This window comes from Faecalibaculum rodentium (assembly GCF_001564455.1).
Taxonomy (GTDB): Bacteria; Bacillota_I; Bacilli_A; order Erysipelotrichales; family Erysipelotrichaceae; genus Faecalibaculum; species Faecalibaculum rodentium.
In genome coordinates, this window is record NZ_CP011391.1 from 852,206 (window position 1) to 871,299 (window position 19,094).

Below are 19,094 nucleotides of genomic sequence, written 5' to 3' on the forward strand. Positions count from 1 at the left end.
CAGAGTGGTTCCTGTCCGGTTTTGGAAGAGTGTCTTCCAGGGTCGATCTTTGAAAACCGTACAACGATATGAAAGACAACAGAAGGTCTGAAGTAAAGTTGTGGAGAAATAGAAAGAAACTGAGAGAAAGAAAAGAACAGTGAAGAAACAGTTCTGAGAAAAATATCTCGAAGAAAGCACGAAAAACGTTTGAGAGAATCAGATCAAGCAAGGAAGGGCGCAGGGAGGATGCCTGGCCACACTGTACTGAAGAAGGACGTGCCAAACAGCGAAATGCGACGGTGAGCCGTAAGGAGGCAAAGACCCGTCGGTGTCCGAATGGGGGAACCCGGCAGCCAGAAGGCTGTCATCCCGAAAGGGAGAGGTACCCGGGGAACTGAAACATCTAAGTACCCGGAGGAAAAGAAAACAACAGTGATTCCCCGAGTAGCGGCGAGCGAAAGGGGAGGAAGCCCAAACCGGAGAGATCCGGGGTAGTAGGACCGTCAAAAGAGTGGGAAAGACACAGCAGAATGTACAGGGAAGTACAGCCAGAGAGAGTGAAAGCCTCGTAAGCGAAGTGTGTGAAGCATGAGACGGGATCCTGAGTACGGCGGGACACGAGAAATCTTGTCGGAAGCAGGCGGGACCATCCGCCAAGGCAAAATATACAGTGTGAGCGATAGAGAACGAGTACCGTGAGGGAAAGGTGAAAAGAACCGCGGGAGCGGAGTGAAAGAGAACCTGAAACCGTGTGCCTGAAAGAAGTCAGAGCCCGTCAAAGGGTGATGGCGTGCCTTTTGTAGAATGAACCGGCGAGTTGTTCCATGGTGCGAGGTTAAGTCGGAAAGGACGGAGCCGAAGCGAAAGCGAGTCTTAAGAGGGCGGGAAGAGTAGTATGGAGCAGACCCGAAACCGGGTGATCTAGCCATGGGCAGGTTGAAGCAGAAGTGAAATTCTGTGGAGGACCGAACCGACTACCGTTGAAAAGTTAGCGGATGACCTGTGGCTAGGGGAGAAATTCCAATCGAACCCGGAGATAGCTGGTTCTCCCCGAAATAGCTTTAGGGCTAGCGTCGGAGGATGACAGACGGAGGTAGAGCACTGAACGCATGATGGCCCCATCCCGGGGTACTGAATGCGATCAAACTGCGAATGCCGACTGGGAGGAATCCGGCAGTGAGACTGTGGGTGATAAGGTCCATGGTCGAGAGGGAAAGAGCCCAGACCGCCAGCAAAGGTCCCAAAATACTGGCTAAGTGGAAAAGGATGTGGGGACGCACGGACAGCTAGGAGGTTGGCTCAGAAGCAGCCATCCTTGAAAGAGTGCGTAACAGCTCACTAGTCGAGTGGCCCTGCGCCGAAAATGTACCGGGGCTTAAGCCAGGTACCGAAGCTGCGGATGTATATGGAAGTATATGTGGTAGGGGAGCGTTGCATGCAGGAAGAAGTATGACGGAGACGGCATATGGACAGCATGGAAGAGAGAATGCCGGTGTGAGTAGCGAGATGCAGGTGAGAATCCTGCACACCGAAAGCCCAAGGATTCCAGGGGAAGGTTCGTCCGCCCTGGGTAAGTCGGGACCTAACGTGAGGCCGAAAGGCGCAGCGGATGGAAAGCAGGCGGAGATTCCTGCACCCGTATATGGAGCGAAGGAGTGACGGAGAAGGCAGATGCGACCCTCTTACTGGATTGAGGGCCAAGCGAAGCAGGTGGTATCCAGGCAAATCCGGATACGGAAACCAGAGCGTGACGGGTAAGCGAAAGCGGAAGCGAGTAGCGAAGCGCATCGAGTCAGCTTCCAGGAAAAGCTTCTAGTGGAAATGCATATACGGCCCGTACCAAAACCGACACAGGTGGGCGCGCAGAGGATGCGAAGGTGAGCGAGAGAACTGTTGCCAAGGAACTCGGCAAAATGGCCCCGTACGTTCGCAAGAAGGGGCGCTCGAAAGAGCCGCAGTGAAAAGGCCCAAGCGACTGTTTAACTAAAACACAGCTCCCTGCGAAGCCGCAAGGCGAAGTATAGGGGGTGACACCTGCCCGGTGCTGGAAGGTTAAGGCAAGCTGTGAACCGCGAGGTGAAGCAGTGACCCGAAGCCCCAGTGAACGGCGGCCGTAACTATAACGGTCCTAAGGTAGCGAAATTCCTTGTCAGGTAAGTTCTGACCCGCACGAAAGGTGTAACGATTTGGGCGCTGTCTCGGCAGCAGACTCGGTGAAATCTTAGTACCTGTGAAAATGCAGGTTACCCGCAACTAGACGGAAAGACCCCATGGAGCTTTACTGCAGCCTGGTATTGGGTCCTGGACAGCCATGTACAGGATAGGTGGGAGACTTAGAAGCGAGTACGCAAGTATTGGTGGAGTCGCCGGTGGGATACCACTCCTGGATGTATGGGGCCCTAACCCGTGTGCCGAGAGGGACAGGGGAGAGTGCCAGGCGGGCAGTTTGACTGGGGCGGTCGCCTCCCAAAGAGTAACGGAGGCGCCCAAAGGTACGCTCAGGTTGGATGGGAACCAACTGAAGAGTGCAAATGCAGAAGCGTGCCTGACTGCGACAGAGACAACTGGAGCAGGGACGAAAGTCGGGATTAGTGATCCGGCGGTGCCGAATGGAAGGGCCGTCGCTCAACGGATAAAAGCTACCCTGGGGATAACAGGCTGATCTCGCCCAAGAGTTCACATCGACGGCGAGGTTTGGCACCTCGATGTCGGCTCATCGCATCCTGGAGCTGGATTCGGTTCCAAGGGTTGGGCTGTCCGCCCATTAAAGCGGTACGCGAGCTGGGTTCAGAACGTCGTGAGACAGTTCGGTCCCTATCTGTTGTGGGCGTCGGAGATCTGAGGGAAGCTGTCCTCAGTACGAGAGGACCGGGATGGACCTGCCGCTGGTGCACCAGTTATCATGCCAATGGTACAGCTGGGTAGCCAAGCAGGGAACGGATAAGAGCTGAAAGCATCTAAGCACGAAGCCGGACCCAAGACGAGATCTCCCATTCTGAAAGAGAAGTAAGACCCCTTGAAGACTACGAGGTGGATAGACCAGGGATGGAAGTGCAGAGATGCATGGAGTTGACTGGCACTAATCGGTCGAGGACTTGATCTAGAAAGAAGCCCGCAGCTTTGCGGAAGACAGGAAACGAAAGACATATCGTGTATGGTTTTCAGAGAGTGACCTGAAGACAGGATTCCAGCAGTCGCCAGTGGCGGCTTTTTTTTATCTCTGTTTATTCTGCACGTTGGCTCAGGCTGCTGACTGATTGCGATACACGAACAGGTTCTGAATGATGCTGCAGAATGAACGATATTGCCGTTACTTTTCAGGAAACTGTCTGCAGTTTTAAAATCCGTTGATAAATCATCTGTTGAATTAAGAATATGGGGAACGCTGTAAAACATTCTATTCTTTTGCGATTACGCCTGGTATCGATGGATACTGGTTCCTGCCTTCCTTCGATAGCAAGACATAAAATCACAGACCAGTATTACTATGAACAGAAACATGAACAGGTGGCTTCAAATAAGGAAATATCGGAAAGCCGAATATCCCTCTGAAAATCCTTGCATATGCGACAAACAAAAATTATACTAGAGTCAGCAAATGTATATACTAATTAAACACAGGAATATACATTATGGAATGATGAGGAGGGTACTGTATGGAAGGCATGGAATTGATTTGTTTTCAGATTATCGCAGCTAGTGGAGGAGCAAAATCTGCATTTATTGCGGCAATTGATGCAGCAAAGAAGGGTGATTTTGAGGAAGCTGCCCGACAGATGGAAGCTGGAGAAGAGTTTATGAATCAGGGTCATGAACCTCATGCTCAGTTGATTCAAAAAGAGGCAGCAGGTGAATCCAATCCCATCAGTCTGCTGCTGATTCATGCAGAAGATCAGATGATGGGGGCAGAACAGTTTAAAGTTCTGGCTGAAAAAACAATCGGCGTATACAAAGTTCTTGCTGATCTGCAAAAATAGAATCGTTATATCCTAAGAAATCAAATAAATAAACCGCCGGGGACTCCTGGCGGTTTATTTCTGTACTGGTTTTATGTGCCATCAGCCCTGTTCCACAGATTTAATAAGGTCGCGACTGATGAGTTCCTGTTTTCGAAACCCAGTCCCTTGTATTGTATAGAACCATCATGTAACAACAGATTTTGGATGTATGCAGGCCTCTTTAGCCGGTTGTGTCAACAAACTCGTCAAGATTTAACTCAGTATTCACCTGGCAAGTCCGAGGCCGATTCCTTATGGTACGTGAGTCGAAACCCGCGTCTCATATAATGGGTCTTTCGCAGAGTAATACTGGATGAGCTCCGGCAAAGATGATATCGGAAAATTTGGAAGCCTGATTTATCCCGCATCTGACAGGATTCAATGAATATATACCAGTATCCTCAGCAAAGTCCTGTTTTGCCTATCTGTGTTACAGTAAGCTCTGAGAAAAATTATCAGGTCTTTCTGAAATGGGTTTTCCTCTGCAAAGTATATAATCAGATTGCAGACATTGCTGCGGCTAAGTAAGGAGAGAGTATTTTGAAATCTACAATGCAGGAATTCCGGGAATTCATCATGAAAGGCAATATCATTGATATGGCCGTCGGCGTTATCATGGGTGGTGCATTTGGCAAGATTGTCACTTCCCTGGTAGACAATATTCTGATGCCGCTGATTGGAGTTCTTTCAGGAGGTGTCAATGTAAAAGATCTGATGTGGCAGGTTGGAGGGGCGAAGGTTTTGTATGGAATTTTCCTCCAGAATGTCATTGATTTTCTGATCATCGCTGTTTGTATGTTTGTTTTCGTAAAAGCGATGGCCAAGCTCAAATTCGGCAAAAAGGCAGAAGAGCCTGCACCAGAACCGGAACCTGAAATCACTGACGAGGTCCGCCTTCTTTCGGAAATCAAGGATCTTCTGGCAGCCAGACAGGTTTCCAATGCAACAGATGCATCGACAGTAGAAAAATAGCAGACAGTACAACAGAAAAGCAGATTAAATCTGCTTTTTTTCTTGTACATCACAATATTATCTGATATTATAAGTAGGCGCTTAGGGGTATAGTTTAATGGTAGAACAGCGGTCTCCAAAACCGTTAGTGTGGGTTCAACTCCTGCTACCCCTGCCATATAGAGTATCAGATCTGCAATTGCAGGTCTTTTTTTCTGCAGACGATGGCTGACAGATATAGCTGTAATCAGCACAACAAACTCCGAAGTCCTTTGACTCACTGACCTTGCTCTGCATACAGAGAATCTTTAAAAGACCCATATTTTCCATCTGACTTCATCAGACCTCTATGACCCATTGGATACTTTTTTCCAGAGTATGGGTTCTGAGGCGGGTTTGGACAGAATGGATCATATGGGTCTTTTTTTTACAGCCAGTCAGTTGCCGGAAAGCAGATGCGGTTTGGAACATGATATTTCCGAAGAAACGTCATGCCGCTTTGCATTGCTGCTTCTGGACACAGAAAGCAGCGATTATCTTCTGACAGAATATACAGACAGTTTGAACTTGTCGTATCTGTGGCGTGAAATTGAGTACTCAAACGGTGTACCGTTGTCCAGATAGGCAATCTGTTCAACCTCCAGTACAGGTTCTTCAGGCCGAAGCCCCAGTTCTTTCTGGTCCTGGCTGTTGGAAACCTGGGCTCTTGTGGTTTTTTGAGCCGAGGCGATTTTTTTGCCCAGTACTTCCTCGATATAGGTATACACAGAATGAGTCAGGATATCTTCTGTGATGCCAGGTATTGTCTCCGGAGACATATAGGTGTGTTCCAGAACATAGGGCTGACCATCTATATTTCTGACTCGGAGGATATCATACAACGGATCGTTTTCACGAATCCCCAGGTGATCCGCAATGTCTTTGGGTGCGAAAATCAGTCGGAAATGCAGAAGCTTGGTATCCGCATGACCCTTCGCTGTCCGTGTAAAGCCCTGAAGTTCACGCTCCTGCAGCTCCACTTCCCCCTGATCCATACTCTTGGCAAGCACGAAGCTTCCCAGTCCCTGCTTCCTGTAAATATATCCTTCCTGTACAAGCATATCGTAAGCCTTTTTCACAGTCATCCGGGAACAGTTGTACTGCTCACAGACTGCGATTTCGTCAGGAAGCTGGTTGCCCGGCAAATAGGTTCCATCCAGAATCTTTGTTTTTGTATCGTCGTAAATCGTTTTGTATTTTGTTTTCATTGAAACGAACCTTTCGATGTCAAGTATATAGAGAATGTCTAAGGTATGCAATTGTATAAATGTATGAGAATTTGATATTGACTATACAATACTGCCCGATTATGTGATTTGCTCTGTGAACGCAAGGCAATGTGAGAGAAGCGTATGGAAGAAAACGCTTTTTCCCGCCTATCCTCGGCTTGTCGCACTCGGCCGCTCTAATTAGAATAGACAAATAAACTCATAAAAACAGTCTAAAGATCGATAAAAGACTAGACAATTAATATATAAGCGGTATACCATAAGGCCGTAAGGAACAAAGGAGAGCACGATGGAAACTAAACTCACATTTCCGTCCGGATTCTGGTGGGGAGCTGCCAGCAGCGGTCCACAGACAGAGGGATGGTTTGGAAAACGTCACGAAAATGTCATGGACAAATGGTATCGAGTCCAGAGGAATGACTTCTTCAATGGTGTTGGACCCGATGTGGCCAGCGACTTCTACCACAAGTATCCGGAAGATTTCAAGCTGTTCAGGGAAATCGGACTGAACTCATTCCGGACCTCCATACAGTGGTCGCGTCTCATCAGAGATCTGGAGACAGGGGAACCGGATCCTGAAGGTGTCAGGTTCTACAGGGACATGATTACAGCGGCGAAGGAAAACGGAATCGAACTGATTCTCAACCTTCATCATTTCGATTTGCCTGATGAGCTTCTGGAGAAATATGGAGGATGGGAAAGCAAACATGTCGTCGATCTGTTCGAAAAGTTTGCAAAGACCGCTTTTGGCCTGTTTGGAGACGATGTGAAGTACTGGACTACCTTCAATGAACCCATGGTGATTCCGGAAGCCGGCTATCTTTACGGATTTCACTATCCGAAGTATTCCGGCAAGGGAAAAGAAGCCGCACAGATTGTCTACAACATCAATCTGGCCAGCGCAAAAGCCATCAGGGCATTCCGTGAAAGCGGAAAAGACGGAGAAATCGGCATTATCCTGAACCTGACACCTGCCTATCCCAGATCGGATTCCAGGGAGGATACCGAAGCTGCCAGACTTGTGGATGGTTTCTTCAACAGGTCGTATCTGGATCCGGCGGTCAAGGGTGAATTCCCGAAGGATGTGGTGGAAGTTCTGGAAAAAGATGGTGTCCTTCCTGCCTGGACACAGGAAGAACTGGACCTGATCAGGAACAACACTGTGGATTTCCTCGGCGTGAACTACTATCACCCGAAGCGGGTGAGAGCAGCCGAACAGGCAGACCGCGAACAGTGGAAAGACTGGATGCCTGACTGGTATGGGGTGGAATGGGAATGGCCTGAAGCCCGGATCAATCCATACCGAGGCTGGGAAATTTATCCGAAGGCCATGTACGATATCGCCAAAAACGTCCAGGACAACTATGGAAACATCAAATGGTTTGTTTCCGAAAACGGAATGGGTGTTGAAGGGGAAGAAAAGTACCGCAAGGCAGACGGATCAATCGAAGATGACTACCGGATCGACTTCTACAAGGAGCATCTTGAGCAGCTTCATAAAGCCATCGAAGAGGGATCCAACTGCATAGGCTATCATCCCTGGACAGCCATGGACTGCTGGAGCTGGAACAACGCCTACAAAAACCGGTACGGCTTCATTGCCGTGGACCTGAACGACCAGAGCCGGACGATCAAGAAAAGCGGCCGGTGGTTCAGAGAGGTATCGGACAACAACGGCTTCATCATCGAAGAAAACAAGTAAATCACAGAATCTTAAAGAGAGAGAAAATCATGGAAAACACAGAAAAGAACAGCTTCATTACCAGGTTTGCTGACTTTGCAGCCAGATTCGGTAATCTCCTGTATCTGCGCACCCTGCGTGACGCATTTGCCACAATCATGCCGCTTTACATTCTTGCCGGCATTGCCGTACTGCTGAACAACACCGTATTCACCTGGATCTTCTCTGGCGATACGCTGACAACCGTCCAGTACTGGGGCAACGCTCTGGTAAACGGAACCCTGAATATTTCCGGTCTGCTCATTGCAGCCACGATTGGCTACTGCCTGTCTGTAAACCGTGAATTCAGCAACCCTCTCTCCACGGCCGTGGTTGCGGTTGCAGGTGTCGTTGTCATGATGCCGATGCAGGTGGAACTGGTTCCTGTTGCAGAAGGCGCCAGTGCTGATATCTTCTCTGGTGTCCTCACCTACAACAACCTGGGTACAGGCGGCATGTTCGGCGGCATTCTGATCGGTCTGCTGATCTCCGAACTCTACATCAAGCTTTCCACAATAAAGCAGCTGCAGATCAACCTCGGCAACCAGGTTCCCCCCGCAGTGGCCAAATCCTTCAACGTTCTGATTCCTGTCATGCTGTCCCTTGCCATCTTCGCCATCATCGCGACTCTGATCTCCATGACCGGCACGGACCTCATCAGCATCATCAAGAACTTCATTCAGACCCCGCTGAAAAACATCGGTACGTCCCTCTGGGGTACTGTGATTCTCTACACACTGGGCAACCTGCTCTGGCTGTTCGGCATTCACCAGTCTGTCATCTACTCTTCCATACTTGAACCGCTGCTGATCATCAACATTCAGGAAAACATCGCGGCGTATGCAGCCGGTGAAGCGATTCCGAACATCATCAACGTATCCCAGGTAACTTCCTTCGGCCTTCTCGGCGGTTCCGGATCCACAATCTGCCTGCTGATTGCCACATTTCTGATTGGCAAGAACGCTGCGACAAGAAACGTGGCCAAACTGTCTGCTGTTCCGGGTCTGTTCAACATCAACGAACCGGTTCTGTTCGGATACCCCATCGTGTACAACATTTCCATGGCAATTCCGTTCCTGGTGGTTCCTGTTGTCGGCATCATCATTTCCTACTTCGCAACAGCTCTGGGCTGGATGAACCCCTGCGTGACTCTGGTACCCTGGACGACTCCTGTACTGCTGTCGGGCTTCCTGGCTACTGCCGGTGACTGGAGAGCGGTCATTGTTCAGGCTGTTGTGCTGGTGCTCGGGGTCCTGATCTACATGCCGTTTGTCAAAGTCAACGACCGTGTTATGGAGCGTCAGGCTGCGCAGGCTGAAGAAGAGGATGATGACAGCGTATTTGATCTGGACTGATGTGCAGATCTGCTGATTCGCTGCAGAACGCAAGTATTACAACAAAATGAGAAAGACCCGTGCCGAGGGCCGGGCGAGAGGTACAAATTATGAAAAACATTCTTCTGGTCTGCAATGCAGGCATGTCCACATCCATTCTGGTCCGCAACATGCAGAATGCAGCCAAGGAACTTGGGGTTGACTGTCATGTGGAGGCGAAATCACTCACAGCTGCAAAGAAAGATCTGAGTGGTGTCGATGTCATTCTTCTGGGTCCCCAGGTGGGTTTTGAGCTGAAGAACGTCAAGGAGATGGCGCCGTCAATTCCGTCCGCAGTCATTGACATGAAGGACTACGGATCCATGGACGGCAAAAAGGTCCTGCGTACTGCCTACAAGCTGATGAAAGCCGCCAAAGCGCAGGCATAATCCGGCTTGAATCTGAGAATGATGTGGGCGGAAAAGACTTCCTGATTACTGCCAAAACATACTTAAAAGACGGCTTCGTCATTCATACACGACAACAGTCTCCGGAACCGAACCCTCCGGAGGCTGTTTTGCTGGTGTGCCCGGCATGGCATACATCTAGGTGGTGAAAGTCCACTATGGGAGCGTATCATCGCAACCGCTAACCATTAGCCCAAGGCAAGGGGCTCTCTGGTAACAGGAGTTCTGAAAGAAGCCCGGCGGCAAAGTTCCGGCCTGAGGAACACGAATCGCATATAAGGCCATAGACGGAGACGAGCGTGCCAGACAGCGCAAATCATAATAGTTGCGGATGACTGTCTGTGGTAGATGCGGCAGGTGTATGGAATGAAAGATGTATGACCTTACCCGGGGAGGTCCTGTCAGCGAAAGGAACCATCAAGCCACGATGACACGCCTTCCGCAGTAACAACGAATGGCAGGAAGTCAGCCGAGGCCATAGTAACGAGGAAGTCCCTGTAATGGGGATGGAGTGAAGGGCCGAACGTACAATTTACTGCAAATATCAGGAATGCTTCCTGCACGAAAAACCGAGAAAGGACAAACCCAGAGAGCCCCTGAAGATGAGTAAGGAAGGGCAGTGCGGGAACACGTGAAAGAAAGGGGCAGTCATGGACCAAATAAGACTGATACAGCCGGAAGACCTGAGCACACAGGAAATCTTCTCCATGGAGAACCTGACCAATGCGTGCAGACAGGTACGGCGAAACAATGGAGCTGCAGGGGTAGATGGAGTCAAAGCCAGAGAACTTCCTGCCTGCCCCGGAGAGTATTGGGAGCGACTGCGGGAACAGATACTGGACCGCAGTTATAAACCACTGCCAGCCAAAAGGACCGATACCCCGAAACCGGATGGGAGCATGCGGGGGCTCAATGTCCCGGCTGCCAGAGATAGAGTCATACAGGCCTGTCTGGCAAACTATCTGGATTATAGGAAGGACTTCGAGATGAGCAACAGCTCATACGGGTTCAGGAAGAACAGGAGATGTGAACAGGCGATACTGAAAGGCCTCGAGTTCATGAACGACGGGTATGACTGGATCGTCGACATCGACCTGAGGAAATTCTTCGACACGGTGGACCAGGACAGACTGATACGACTGATAGACAACCTGTTTTACAACAGAGATATAACTGCCCTGACGAGGAAATTCGTCAGGGCAGGAGTCATGATAGACGGCAGGCTGGTCAGGACAGAAAGAGGAATCCCACAGGGAGGACCTCTCTCGCCGGTACTGGCCAACATTTATCTGGACCAGGCCGACAAGGAACTGGAAAGCAGAGGGCTGAGATTCACAAGATACGCAGACGATATGCTCATCTATGTGAAATCGGAAGCCGCCGCCAACAGGGTGATGAAGTCATTCAGCAATTATCTGGAAAAGAAGCTGAAGCTGGAAGTGAACGCTTCAAAATCGAAAGTGGCCAGACCGGATGAAGTGAAATATCTGGGGTTTGGCTTCAAAAGGAACAAAAGGGAATGGAAGGCAATACCGCATGAGAAGTCCATCCATGAGTTCGAACAGAAAATAATGAAGCTGACGAAGCGGAACTGGAGCGTATCCCTTGAAGAAAGGCTGGAGAAAATCAATCAGGTCATCAGGGGATGGAGCAATTATTTCAGATGCGCATGGCTGTATAAAAAGAACATGCGGAAACTGGACAGCAAGCTCCGGAGAAGAATCAGGGCCATCATCTGGAAGCAGTGGAAAAGCATCAGGAAAAAAGAAGAGAGCCTCATCAAACTGGGATGTCCCAGAGACAAGGCTCACTCATATGCGTGTGCACGACAAGGATGTGTCCGTTGTGCAGTCACGTTCCTGAACAAGTATATCAGAAATATACACCTGAAGAAGAAAGGCCTCCTGACCATAGAGGAATACTTCGATACGGTGGCAGAAAGGTTCATGAAATCATTTGTACGAACCGCCCAGTGCCGAACGGCACGCTGGGTGGTGTGAGAGGGTCTGATGACACCTACTCGATCTCGTGATCAGGCGATTCAGTCAATGCTGCTGGCAGAGACAGACGGGGTTCCGGAGGCCGGATTCCGGTTCAGAAGTGGTGAACGGACTCCGGAAAGCACAGAGAATGCAGGGTTCTGACACAGAAGTCTGTGGGCGACGCGGGGAATAATTCATCCGGGAGTGTATCCAGCAGCCTCTGCAGGCTTTTTCACATCCCGGTTCCATAGTATAATTATCAGACAAATCGGATGGGAGGGATATCGATGGATATGCTGATACAGGATCAGATCGTGGAATGCATTGAACAGGAACACCTGTTTGAGGCTTCCACTCTTCTGGAAAAATATCTTCGGCTGGAAGGAAAAGACGAATTCTATTATCTGGCCGGATCCGATATCCGCCTTGGCTATGAAGACTATCAGGGCGTCTGCACGCTTCTGGAGGAAGCCATGGAAACCGGCCTGACTGGCCCGCTGATCTGGGAACGGATTTCTGAGGCGGAGATAGGCCTGGAGAATTACGATCAGGCCGGATTCTGGCTGGAAAAAGTGCTGGAGTCTCAGGACCTGGGGGAGGAAGACGAACCAAGGATCCTGTTTGATCTGGGACGCTGCGCCATTGCCCAGGGGAATTATGAACAGGCCGTGATACATTTTGAAGACATCCTTCTGGAGGAAGACAATGAAGAAACGCGCTTTCTTCTGGGGATGTCCTATGGCGAGCTGCAGATGTACGAGCGGATGGATGATGCATTCCTGGGGCTACTTGACAAGCCGGAATACCGTGACAGGATTCTTGAGTACATGATGTACCAGGACAGTCCGGAGATTCTCCTGGACTACCTTGATCAGGCTGATTTCACCGAATTCGACCGCCTTCTTGCATTTTCCCAATACTGGCTGAATCATAACAGTCCTCTGGATGCTGCCGAAGCTATGGAAGAAGCCTGGACTCTGGAACATGATCCGGAGGTGCTTGCGAGCGCGGTTGTGCTGTATGGCCAGGCCGGAGACATCCGGCATGGACGCAGACTGTTCCTTGCACTCATGGACGTGGAAAAACCGGAGACAGATCCGGGCCACTTCACTGCGCTTCAGCTGGAAGCCCTGGAGGAAATGCAGTATGCCGACCGCACCTGCCGGAAGTATCTCGAGGCAATTCTGCGCAAGGGGGGGGACGATCCGGATTCCACAATGCAGTGTGCGCAATTCTGCCTGAACCATGACATGGCGGATGTTGCCTATAAAATACTCAGCAGAAATCCGGAGAATATGCCCTTGACCCGCAGCCTGGAGTGGTGCCGCCTTCTGTCCCTGGCCTGTCTGCAAATCGAGCATTATCAGGAGGCCTATCACTGTCTGAAAGCCCATCAGGGGCTAAAAGACAGGATGTACAGGAAAAATCTGGCCATAGCCAGTTACTGTACAGGTCGGTCCCGGGAAGCGCTCCATGAAAGTCTGGCCATTCTGCCGGACGGGATCGGTGCGATCATTGCCTTTCTTGTCTATGATGAACGCGGGGAGCAGGACAAGGCCACGGAAGTGATCCGGCAGATGCAGAAGGCATTGGCAAAGAAGGAACCCATCGAAGACATCTCCAATTTTATCGGGTTTCTGGAAGAGATCGCAGAGAAGACTGCCGCATGAAAGCATGGCACAACCGGCTGGAATGGGCCGGTTTTTTTGCGGTTCTGTTCTGTATCTGGCAGGCAGCAGCAACATGGGTGCACAACGACATGATCCTTCCTGCTCCTTTGCAGGTTCTGCAGACCATGGAACAGCAGCTGGTGAGTCCGGTATTCCTTCCCACAGTGCTGATCTCTGTCGGGCGGGTGGCAGCTGCTGTGGTTCTTGCCCTGGGATCGGGGTTTCTGCTGGCCATGCTGGCGCATCTGGTCCATCCTCTGGAATTTTTCATCACACGGCTTCTGCTTCTGCTTCGTTCGATACCAAATATAGCGTTCATCATCCTGATGCTTTTCTGGATGAACAGGGAGGCAGCTGTCCTTCTTGTTCTCTGGCTTCTGCTTGTCCCGATTGTGTACTCTGCGCTGCTGGAGCGGATGGAAGAGATCTCGGCTCATTACAAAGATGTCTTCCGGATCTACCCCCAGCCATGGTCTGTAAGACTCCGCGAAGCTTTTTTCCCGGAACTCGCAGGCACGTGGTCGGCTGCTGTCGTGACCGCCAGTTCTCTGGCTTGCAAAGCCGGCGTAATGGCTGAAATACTGTGTCAGGTCCCTGCCGGCATCGGACGTTCCATGCAGTCGGCACGGTTCGCACTGGATACCGCAGGAGTCATGGGATGGACGATCTGGCTGCTGCTGTTTGCGTTCGCTCTGGATGCTTTCTGGAAACGACTGCCCCTGTGGCTGGAAAGGATGCAAGGATGAAAATCAGTATTCTGATACCTGTATACAATGTGAAGAAATGGCTTGACCGATGTCTTGATTCTCTGGAAGCTCAGACATGGAAGGACTGGGAAGCCGTGCTTGTCAACGATGGAAGTACCGATGCGTCTCTTGAGATCGCACAGCGAAGAGCTGCGCAGGATGCAAGGATCCATGTCTTTTCCTATCCCAACAGAGGGATATCCGTCACCCGAAACCGTCTTCTCGACCATGCCCGGGGAGATGCCTTTCTGTTTGTGGACAGTGATGACTGGATCGAACCGGAAACACTGGAAAAACTGGTCCGGGTCATGGAAGGAAAACGCTGTGATATTGTGCAGTGCGGGTACCAGATGGATTTTGGACCTGTCCCTTTTCTCCGGCCGGTGGCAGGCAATGGCATACACACCCGGGAAGAAGCACTGCAGATGCTGGTAAACAACAAGGGCATCAACAACTATCCCTGGGGCAAGCTGTTTCGCCGGCATACATTCAGCAATGTGCGGTTTCCGGAAAATGTAAAGGGATTCGAAGATACAAGAACCATTTTCCGAACCTTCCTCAATGCATCCCGGATCGGAACCATTCCCGATCGGTTTGTCCATTACGTTCAGCACCCCGGGTCCCTCACCAACTGCATGTCTCTGGCTACGGTCTACGATATGCGGCGGGCGTATGAATATCAGGAGAACTACCTGAAAAAAGTGCTGCCGCACCAGCATTTTGACTTCAACCGTAATTACTACAACACAGATATGGTGATCATTTACACCCTGATTCTTTTCAGCCACCGGAAAGAAAATCCCAGATTCGATCCGGCTTCCATTGACTGGTCCAAACTGACACTCTCGCCGATACTGCATGGCGCCTATCTGGCATGGCTGCAGATTGCCTGTTTGAAAATGGGCTGGGATATCCGGAAAGTGCTGGATGAAACCCAGTGGCCGGTCAATGCCGATGATTCACAAAAGGCCGCCAGCAGCAGTCGGGAAAAGACAGCGAAACCGGCCGCAAAGAGAAACAGAGCGCGATGATTCGAAAGGCAGAAACTGCGGATCTTGACGCAATTCTGAACCTGTATGATCAGGGGCGCGCGATCATGCGCAGGGAGGGAAACCGGCATCAGTGGACTTCGGCATATCCCGGTCCGGACTCTGCAAGGCAGGATCTGAAAGCCGGACATCTTTATGTGAACAGTCAGCTGACCGCGGTCATGACATATATGCCCGGACCGGATCCGACGTATCAGACCATGGTGGAAGGATCCTGGCTGGATGAGTCCAGCTATGCGGTGATTCACCGGATCGTCAGCACAGAGCCCGGGCAGGGAAGAGCACTTCTGGAGTACGGCATGACCTGTGCCGGGCATCTTCGAATAGATACACACAGCCGGAATCACGGAATGAAACGGCTGCTGACGTCCCTGGGATTTCGTCGGTGCGGTGTCATTCTGTGTCAGGACGGGACACCCAGAGAAGCCTTCGAGTGGAGCAGTGCAGATCCGGATGGACAGCATGATCGGAAGCGGTCCCGGTCACAGACCCGCTGACTGCATCGTGAGTCCTGTCTTTCAGTCACATTGAATCCATTCCCGGTTTTGGCTACAATTTCAACGTATGGAGTAAGAGGATATGGCATTTGAATCTTTAAGCGAACGTCTTTCCCAGGCGATGAAAAACATCACCGGGCAGGGAAAACTGACGGAAAAAAACATGAACGATATGCTCAAGGAAGTGCGCATGAGCCTTCTGGAAGCAGATGTCAATTACGGAGTTGTGAAGGACTTTGTGGCCAGGGTCAAGGAAAAGGCGCTCGGTCAGGAAGTCATGGAATCCCTCAACCCCTCGCAGATGGTGGTGAAGATTGTCCGGGATGAACTCCAGGAACTGCTTGGAAGCAGTGATACAGAACTTACCCTGAATCCGGACGGACTGACTACGGTGATGATGGCCGGTCTGCAGGGTACAGGAAAGACAACGGCATCCGGCAAAATCGCCCGCTATGCAAAGCAGAAACTGAAGAAAAAAGTCCTGCTGGTGGCAGCGGATGTGGTTCGTCCGGCTGCGATAGACCAGCTGCAGACCCTCGGACAGCAGGTCGGAGTGGATGTATTCACCCTCGGACCGGATGTGACGGCTGTGGAAACTGCAAGACAGGGCTTGGACTATGCCCGCGAGAATGGCCATGATCTGGTGATATTCGATACGGCGGGTCGTCTGCACGTGGACCAGGCTCTGATGGATGAACTCCGTCAGATGGAGGAACTCATTCATCCCGACAACATCCTGCTGACTGTGGATGCCATGACCGGTCAGGACATTGTCAACGTCGCCAAATCCTTCGATGATCAGCTGGATATCACAGGTCTGGTCGTGACGAAAATGGATGGCGATGCTAGGGGCGGCGGCCTGCTGTCTGTCAGAAGCATCACCAGTGTTCCTGTCGTATTTGTATCCGGCGGGGAGAAAATGGAGGACCTGGAGCAGTTCCACCCCGATCGCATGGCAGACCGGATCCTGGGCATGGGAGACGTTGTTTCCCTAATTGAACAGGCGCAGGACCGGCTGGACATGGAGGTTGGCAGGCAGTCGGCTGACCGGATGATGAATGGCATTTTCACCTTCAATGACATGCTCGCGCAGTTCGGGCAGCTGGAGAAAATGGGCAGCATGCAGGGGATCCTGAAGATGATTCCGGGCCTCAACAAAATGGCGGCTCAGGTCAATGATGAGGCCATGAATTCGGTCATGAAGCGCAACCGTGCCATCATTCAGTCCATGACACCCTTTGAAAGGGAGAACCCGTCCTGTCTGAAAGCCAGCCGGAAGCAGCGGATCGCCAAAGGATCCGGTGTCAAGGTGCAGGATGTGAACAAACTGATTCAGCAGCTGAATCAGATGCAGCAGATGACAAAGCTGATGTCCGGCGGCAGCAACATGAATGCGATGATGAACGCCATGAGCCGTGGCCAGGGTGTGTCAAAGCATGCAGGCAGCAAGAAGCAGAAGCTGTCCAAAAAGAAAAAGAAGAAGAAAAAATAGCCGGCAGGGACTGTCAAGGAAAACACCTTGACAGTCCCTGCGCTTCAATGATAGACTTTCGCAGTACAACAAAGAAATTGAGAGGTAAGAACTATGGTAAAACTTCGTCTGAAGAGAATGGGTAAAAAGGGTCAGCCCTTCTACAGAATCGTGGCTGCTGACAGCCGCGCTCCCCGTGATGGCCGCTTCATTGAAGAAATCGGTACATACAACCCGGTGCCTGAACAGGCTCAGATCGTCGTTGACAGGGAAAAGGCCCTGAAATGGCTGAACAACGGTGCACAGCCCACAGACACTGTGCGTTCCATCCTGCGCAAACAGGGCATCATCAAGGAATACGCGGAATCCAAATCCGCCAGATAAACATGGCAGACCTGGAGAAAACCCTGTATGATCTCTGCCTGCCGCTGGTGGACGACGCATCCACGCTGTCGGTCAAGCAGATGGCCAGTGCAGATGACAACGAGATTCTTCTCTATGTATATGCTGCCAGCGAAGATGTGGCCAGACTGATTGGACGCAAGGGGCTCATGGCTTCCAGCCTGAGACAGATGATGTCCATCGCAGCCAGGGATACCCGCAAACACGTCTCCGTGAAATTCGAGGCTTATTAGGATGCATCGCATCCTTTTTTCATATAATGGCTGCAGAATACCTGCTGCACCTGGGTCTCATTCAGGACACCGGCTGCAGAAAACAGACAAAGACAGGAGGAATCTGACATGGTGCGCATTGCAACCATCATCAATACCCACGCCCTGAAAGGCGAATGCAAGCTGTATCTTCATACCGATGACCCGGCGACCAGATTTTTGCCGGGGACCATATTCACGCTGGATACCGGCGAAAGACTGAAGCTGAAGCGGTTCCGCATGCAGAAAGGCTTTGGCTATGCGATGTTCGAGGATGTGGACACTGTGGAGAAGGCACAGGCCCTGAAAGGCAGAGTGCTGGAACTTTCAGAAGAGGAACTGGGGGAACCCGGAGAAGGGGAATACTATTATCATCAGCTGGCGGGCAGTACTGTATTCAATACAGAAGGAACGGAACTGGGACAGGTGTCGGATCTTCTGGAAACCGGGGCAAATCTTGTATTGCGCGTTGGACAGGGGAAGGCACAGTTTCTGGTGCCGTTCGTGGATGCGTTCATTGAAGAAGTCGATGTCACTGGAAAACGCATTGTCATCCGGGAAATGGAAGGACTTCGATGAAAATCACCGTTTTGACACTGTTTCCGGAGTATTTCGACGGCTTTCTGAACACAAGCATCATATCCCGGGCGCGTGAAGCGGGGCTCTTCGAGTTCGAAGCCCTGGATTTTCGTCCATTCACCGAGCAGAAACATGGCCATGTGGATGATTCTCCCTATGGAGGCGGAGCAGGGATGGTCTTGATGTGTCAGCCGCTGCTGGATGCACTGGAATCTGTCCGCACAAAGGACAGCACGGTGATACTGCTGAGTCCGCAGGGAACGACATTCCGCCAGGAGACAGCCCGCGAGCTGGCGCTGAAGGATCACCTGATTTTTATCTGCGGTCACTATGAAGGATTTGATGAGCGGATCCGCCGCCATGCAGACATTCAGCTCTCTCTGGGCGATTTTGTGCTCACGGGCGGAGAACCGGCTGCGCAGGTCATGTGCGATGCCATCCTTCGGCTGCTGCCGGGAACCATTCGGGATGAATCCAGTGGAGGTGATTCCTTCTCCGATGGCCTGCTTGAATATCCGCAGTACACCAGGCCCTATGACTATAAGGGGGAGACTGTGCCGGATATTCTGCTGTCGGGGCATCATGAGAACATCCGGAGGTGGAGACGCCAGGAGTCTCTGCGTCGGACCCGCAGCCTGCGGCCGGATCTCCTGGAAACAGCAGATCTTTCGGAAAGCGACGTGAAGTTTCTGGAATCTCTTGCCGAAGAAGACGGGAAATGATACTATTTTCAGGCATGCGCGGTTCC

General features: G+C 51.1%; 16 protein-coding genes, 1 tRNA gene and 1 rRNA gene. 17 read left to right on the forward strand and 1 reads right to left on the reverse strand.

Annotated features, from left to right (window positions below; all coding sequences use genetic code 11):
* Window positions 1-201: 201 nt before the first annotated feature.
* From aalo17_RS04205 to aalo17_RS04220, 4 genes are all read left to right on the forward strand, one after another.
* Window positions 202-3,085 (forward strand): 23S ribosomal RNA (locus aalo17_RS04205).
* Window positions 3,086-3,638: 553 nt separating this feature from the next.
* Complete coding sequence (locus tag aalo17_RS04210; protein WP_067555948.1) at window positions 3,639-3,959, forward strand: PTS sugar transporter subunit IIA; 321 nt, start codon at window positions 3,639-3,641, stop codon at window positions 3,957-3,959.
* Window positions 3,960-4,520: 561 nt separating this feature from the next.
* The gene (gene mscL / locus aalo17_RS04215; RefSeq protein WP_269465335.1) at window positions 4,521-4,952 is read left to right on the forward strand and encodes a large-conductance mechanosensitive channel protein MscL; all 432 of its coding nucleotides are present in this window, start codon (window positions 4,521-4,523) and stop codon (window positions 4,950-4,952) included.
* An 83-nt stretch (window positions 4,953-5,035) separates the two neighbouring features.
* A tRNA-Trp gene (locus aalo17_RS04220) sits at window positions 5,036-5,109 on the forward strand.
* A 355-nt stretch (window positions 5,110-5,464) separates the two neighbouring features.
* Here the strand turns inward: aalo17_RS04220 and aalo17_RS04225 are convergent.
* Entirely contained in the window at window positions 5,465-6,178 is a 714-nt protein-coding gene (locus aalo17_RS04225; protein WP_067555954.1) for a GntR family transcriptional regulator, read from the reverse strand.
* Between the two features lie 310 nt (window positions 6,179-6,488).
* Here aalo17_RS04225 and aalo17_RS04230 point away from each other — a divergent pair, with 310 nt between their 5' ends.
* From aalo17_RS04230 to trmD, 13 genes are all read left to right on the forward strand, one after another.
* The gene (locus aalo17_RS04230) at window positions 6,489-7,901 is read left to right on the forward strand and encodes a glycoside hydrolase family 1 protein (protein ID WP_067555956.1); all 1,413 of its coding nucleotides are present in this window, start codon (window positions 6,489-6,491) and stop codon (window positions 7,899-7,901) included.
* Between the two features lie 29 nt (window positions 7,902-7,930).
* Window positions 7,931-9,274: a PTS sugar transporter subunit IIC gene (locus aalo17_RS04235; protein ID WP_067555959.1), complete on the forward strand. Its 1,344-nt coding sequence runs from the start codon at window positions 7,931-7,933 to the stop codon at window positions 9,272-9,274.
* Between the two features lie 89 nt (window positions 9,275-9,363).
* Window positions 9,364-9,681, forward strand: a complete 318-nt coding sequence (locus aalo17_RS04240) for a PTS sugar transporter subunit IIB (protein WP_067555962.1) — start codon at window positions 9,364-9,366, stop codon at window positions 9,679-9,681.
* A gap of 668 nt (window positions 9,682-10,349) precedes the next feature.
* Window positions 10,350-11,699, forward strand: a complete 1,350-nt coding sequence (ltrA, locus tag aalo17_RS04245) for a group II intron reverse transcriptase/maturase (protein WP_067555963.1) — start codon at window positions 10,350-10,352, stop codon at window positions 11,697-11,699.
* 269 nt (window positions 11,700-11,968) lie between these two features.
* A complete protein-coding gene (locus tag aalo17_RS04250) occupies window positions 11,969-13,351 on the forward strand; it encodes a tetratricopeptide repeat protein (protein WP_067555966.1) in 1,383 nt (460 codons plus the stop codon).
* Entirely contained in the window at window positions 13,348-14,097 is a 750-nt protein-coding gene (locus aalo17_RS04255; RefSeq protein WP_067555969.1) for an ABC transporter permease, read from the forward strand. Before aalo17_RS04250 ends, aalo17_RS04255 begins: the two co-directional genes overlap by 4 nt.
* A complete protein-coding gene (locus aalo17_RS04260) occupies window positions 14,094-15,128 on the forward strand; it encodes a glycosyltransferase family 2 protein (protein ID WP_082743241.1) in 1,035 nt (344 codons plus the stop codon). The genes aalo17_RS04255 and aalo17_RS04260 overlap by 4 nt, the downstream gene beginning before the upstream one ends.
* Entirely contained in the window at window positions 15,125-15,643 is a 519-nt protein-coding gene (locus aalo17_RS04265) for a GNAT family N-acetyltransferase (protein WP_067555972.1), read from the forward strand. Before aalo17_RS04260 ends, aalo17_RS04265 begins: the two co-directional genes overlap by 4 nt.
* Before the next feature lie 82 nt (window positions 15,644-15,725).
* On the forward strand, window positions 15,726-17,135 hold the full coding sequence (gene ffh / locus aalo17_RS04270; protein WP_067555975.1) for a signal recognition particle protein: 1,410 nt from the start codon (window positions 15,726-15,728) through the stop codon (window positions 17,133-17,135).
* Window positions 17,136-17,228: 93 nt separating this feature from the next.
* Entirely contained in the window at window positions 17,229-17,498 is a 270-nt protein-coding gene (gene rpsP, locus aalo17_RS04275) for a 30S ribosomal protein S16 (RefSeq protein ID WP_067555978.1), read from the forward strand.
* 2 nt (window positions 17,499-17,500) lie between these two features.
* Window positions 17,501-17,749 (forward strand): KH domain-containing protein, encoded by a 249-nt coding sequence (locus tag aalo17_RS04280; RefSeq protein WP_067555980.1) that lies wholly within the window; start codon window positions 17,501-17,503, stop codon window positions 17,747-17,749.
* A gap of 108 nt (window positions 17,750-17,857) precedes the next feature.
* Window positions 17,858-18,346 carry a ribosome maturation factor RimM gene (rimM, locus tag aalo17_RS04285; RefSeq protein WP_067555983.1) on the forward strand — a complete coding sequence of 163 codons (489 nt, stop codon included), beginning with the start codon at window positions 17,858-17,860 and terminating at the stop codon, window positions 18,344-18,346.
* Window positions 18,343-19,068 carry a tRNA (guanosine(37)-N1)-methyltransferase TrmD gene (trmD, locus tag aalo17_RS04290; RefSeq protein WP_067555985.1) on the forward strand — a complete coding sequence of 242 codons (726 nt, stop codon included), beginning with the start codon at window positions 18,343-18,345 and terminating at the stop codon, window positions 19,066-19,068. The genes rimM and trmD overlap by 4 nt, the downstream gene beginning before the upstream one ends.
* The last annotated feature ends 26 nt before the right edge of the window (window positions 19,069-19,094 follow it).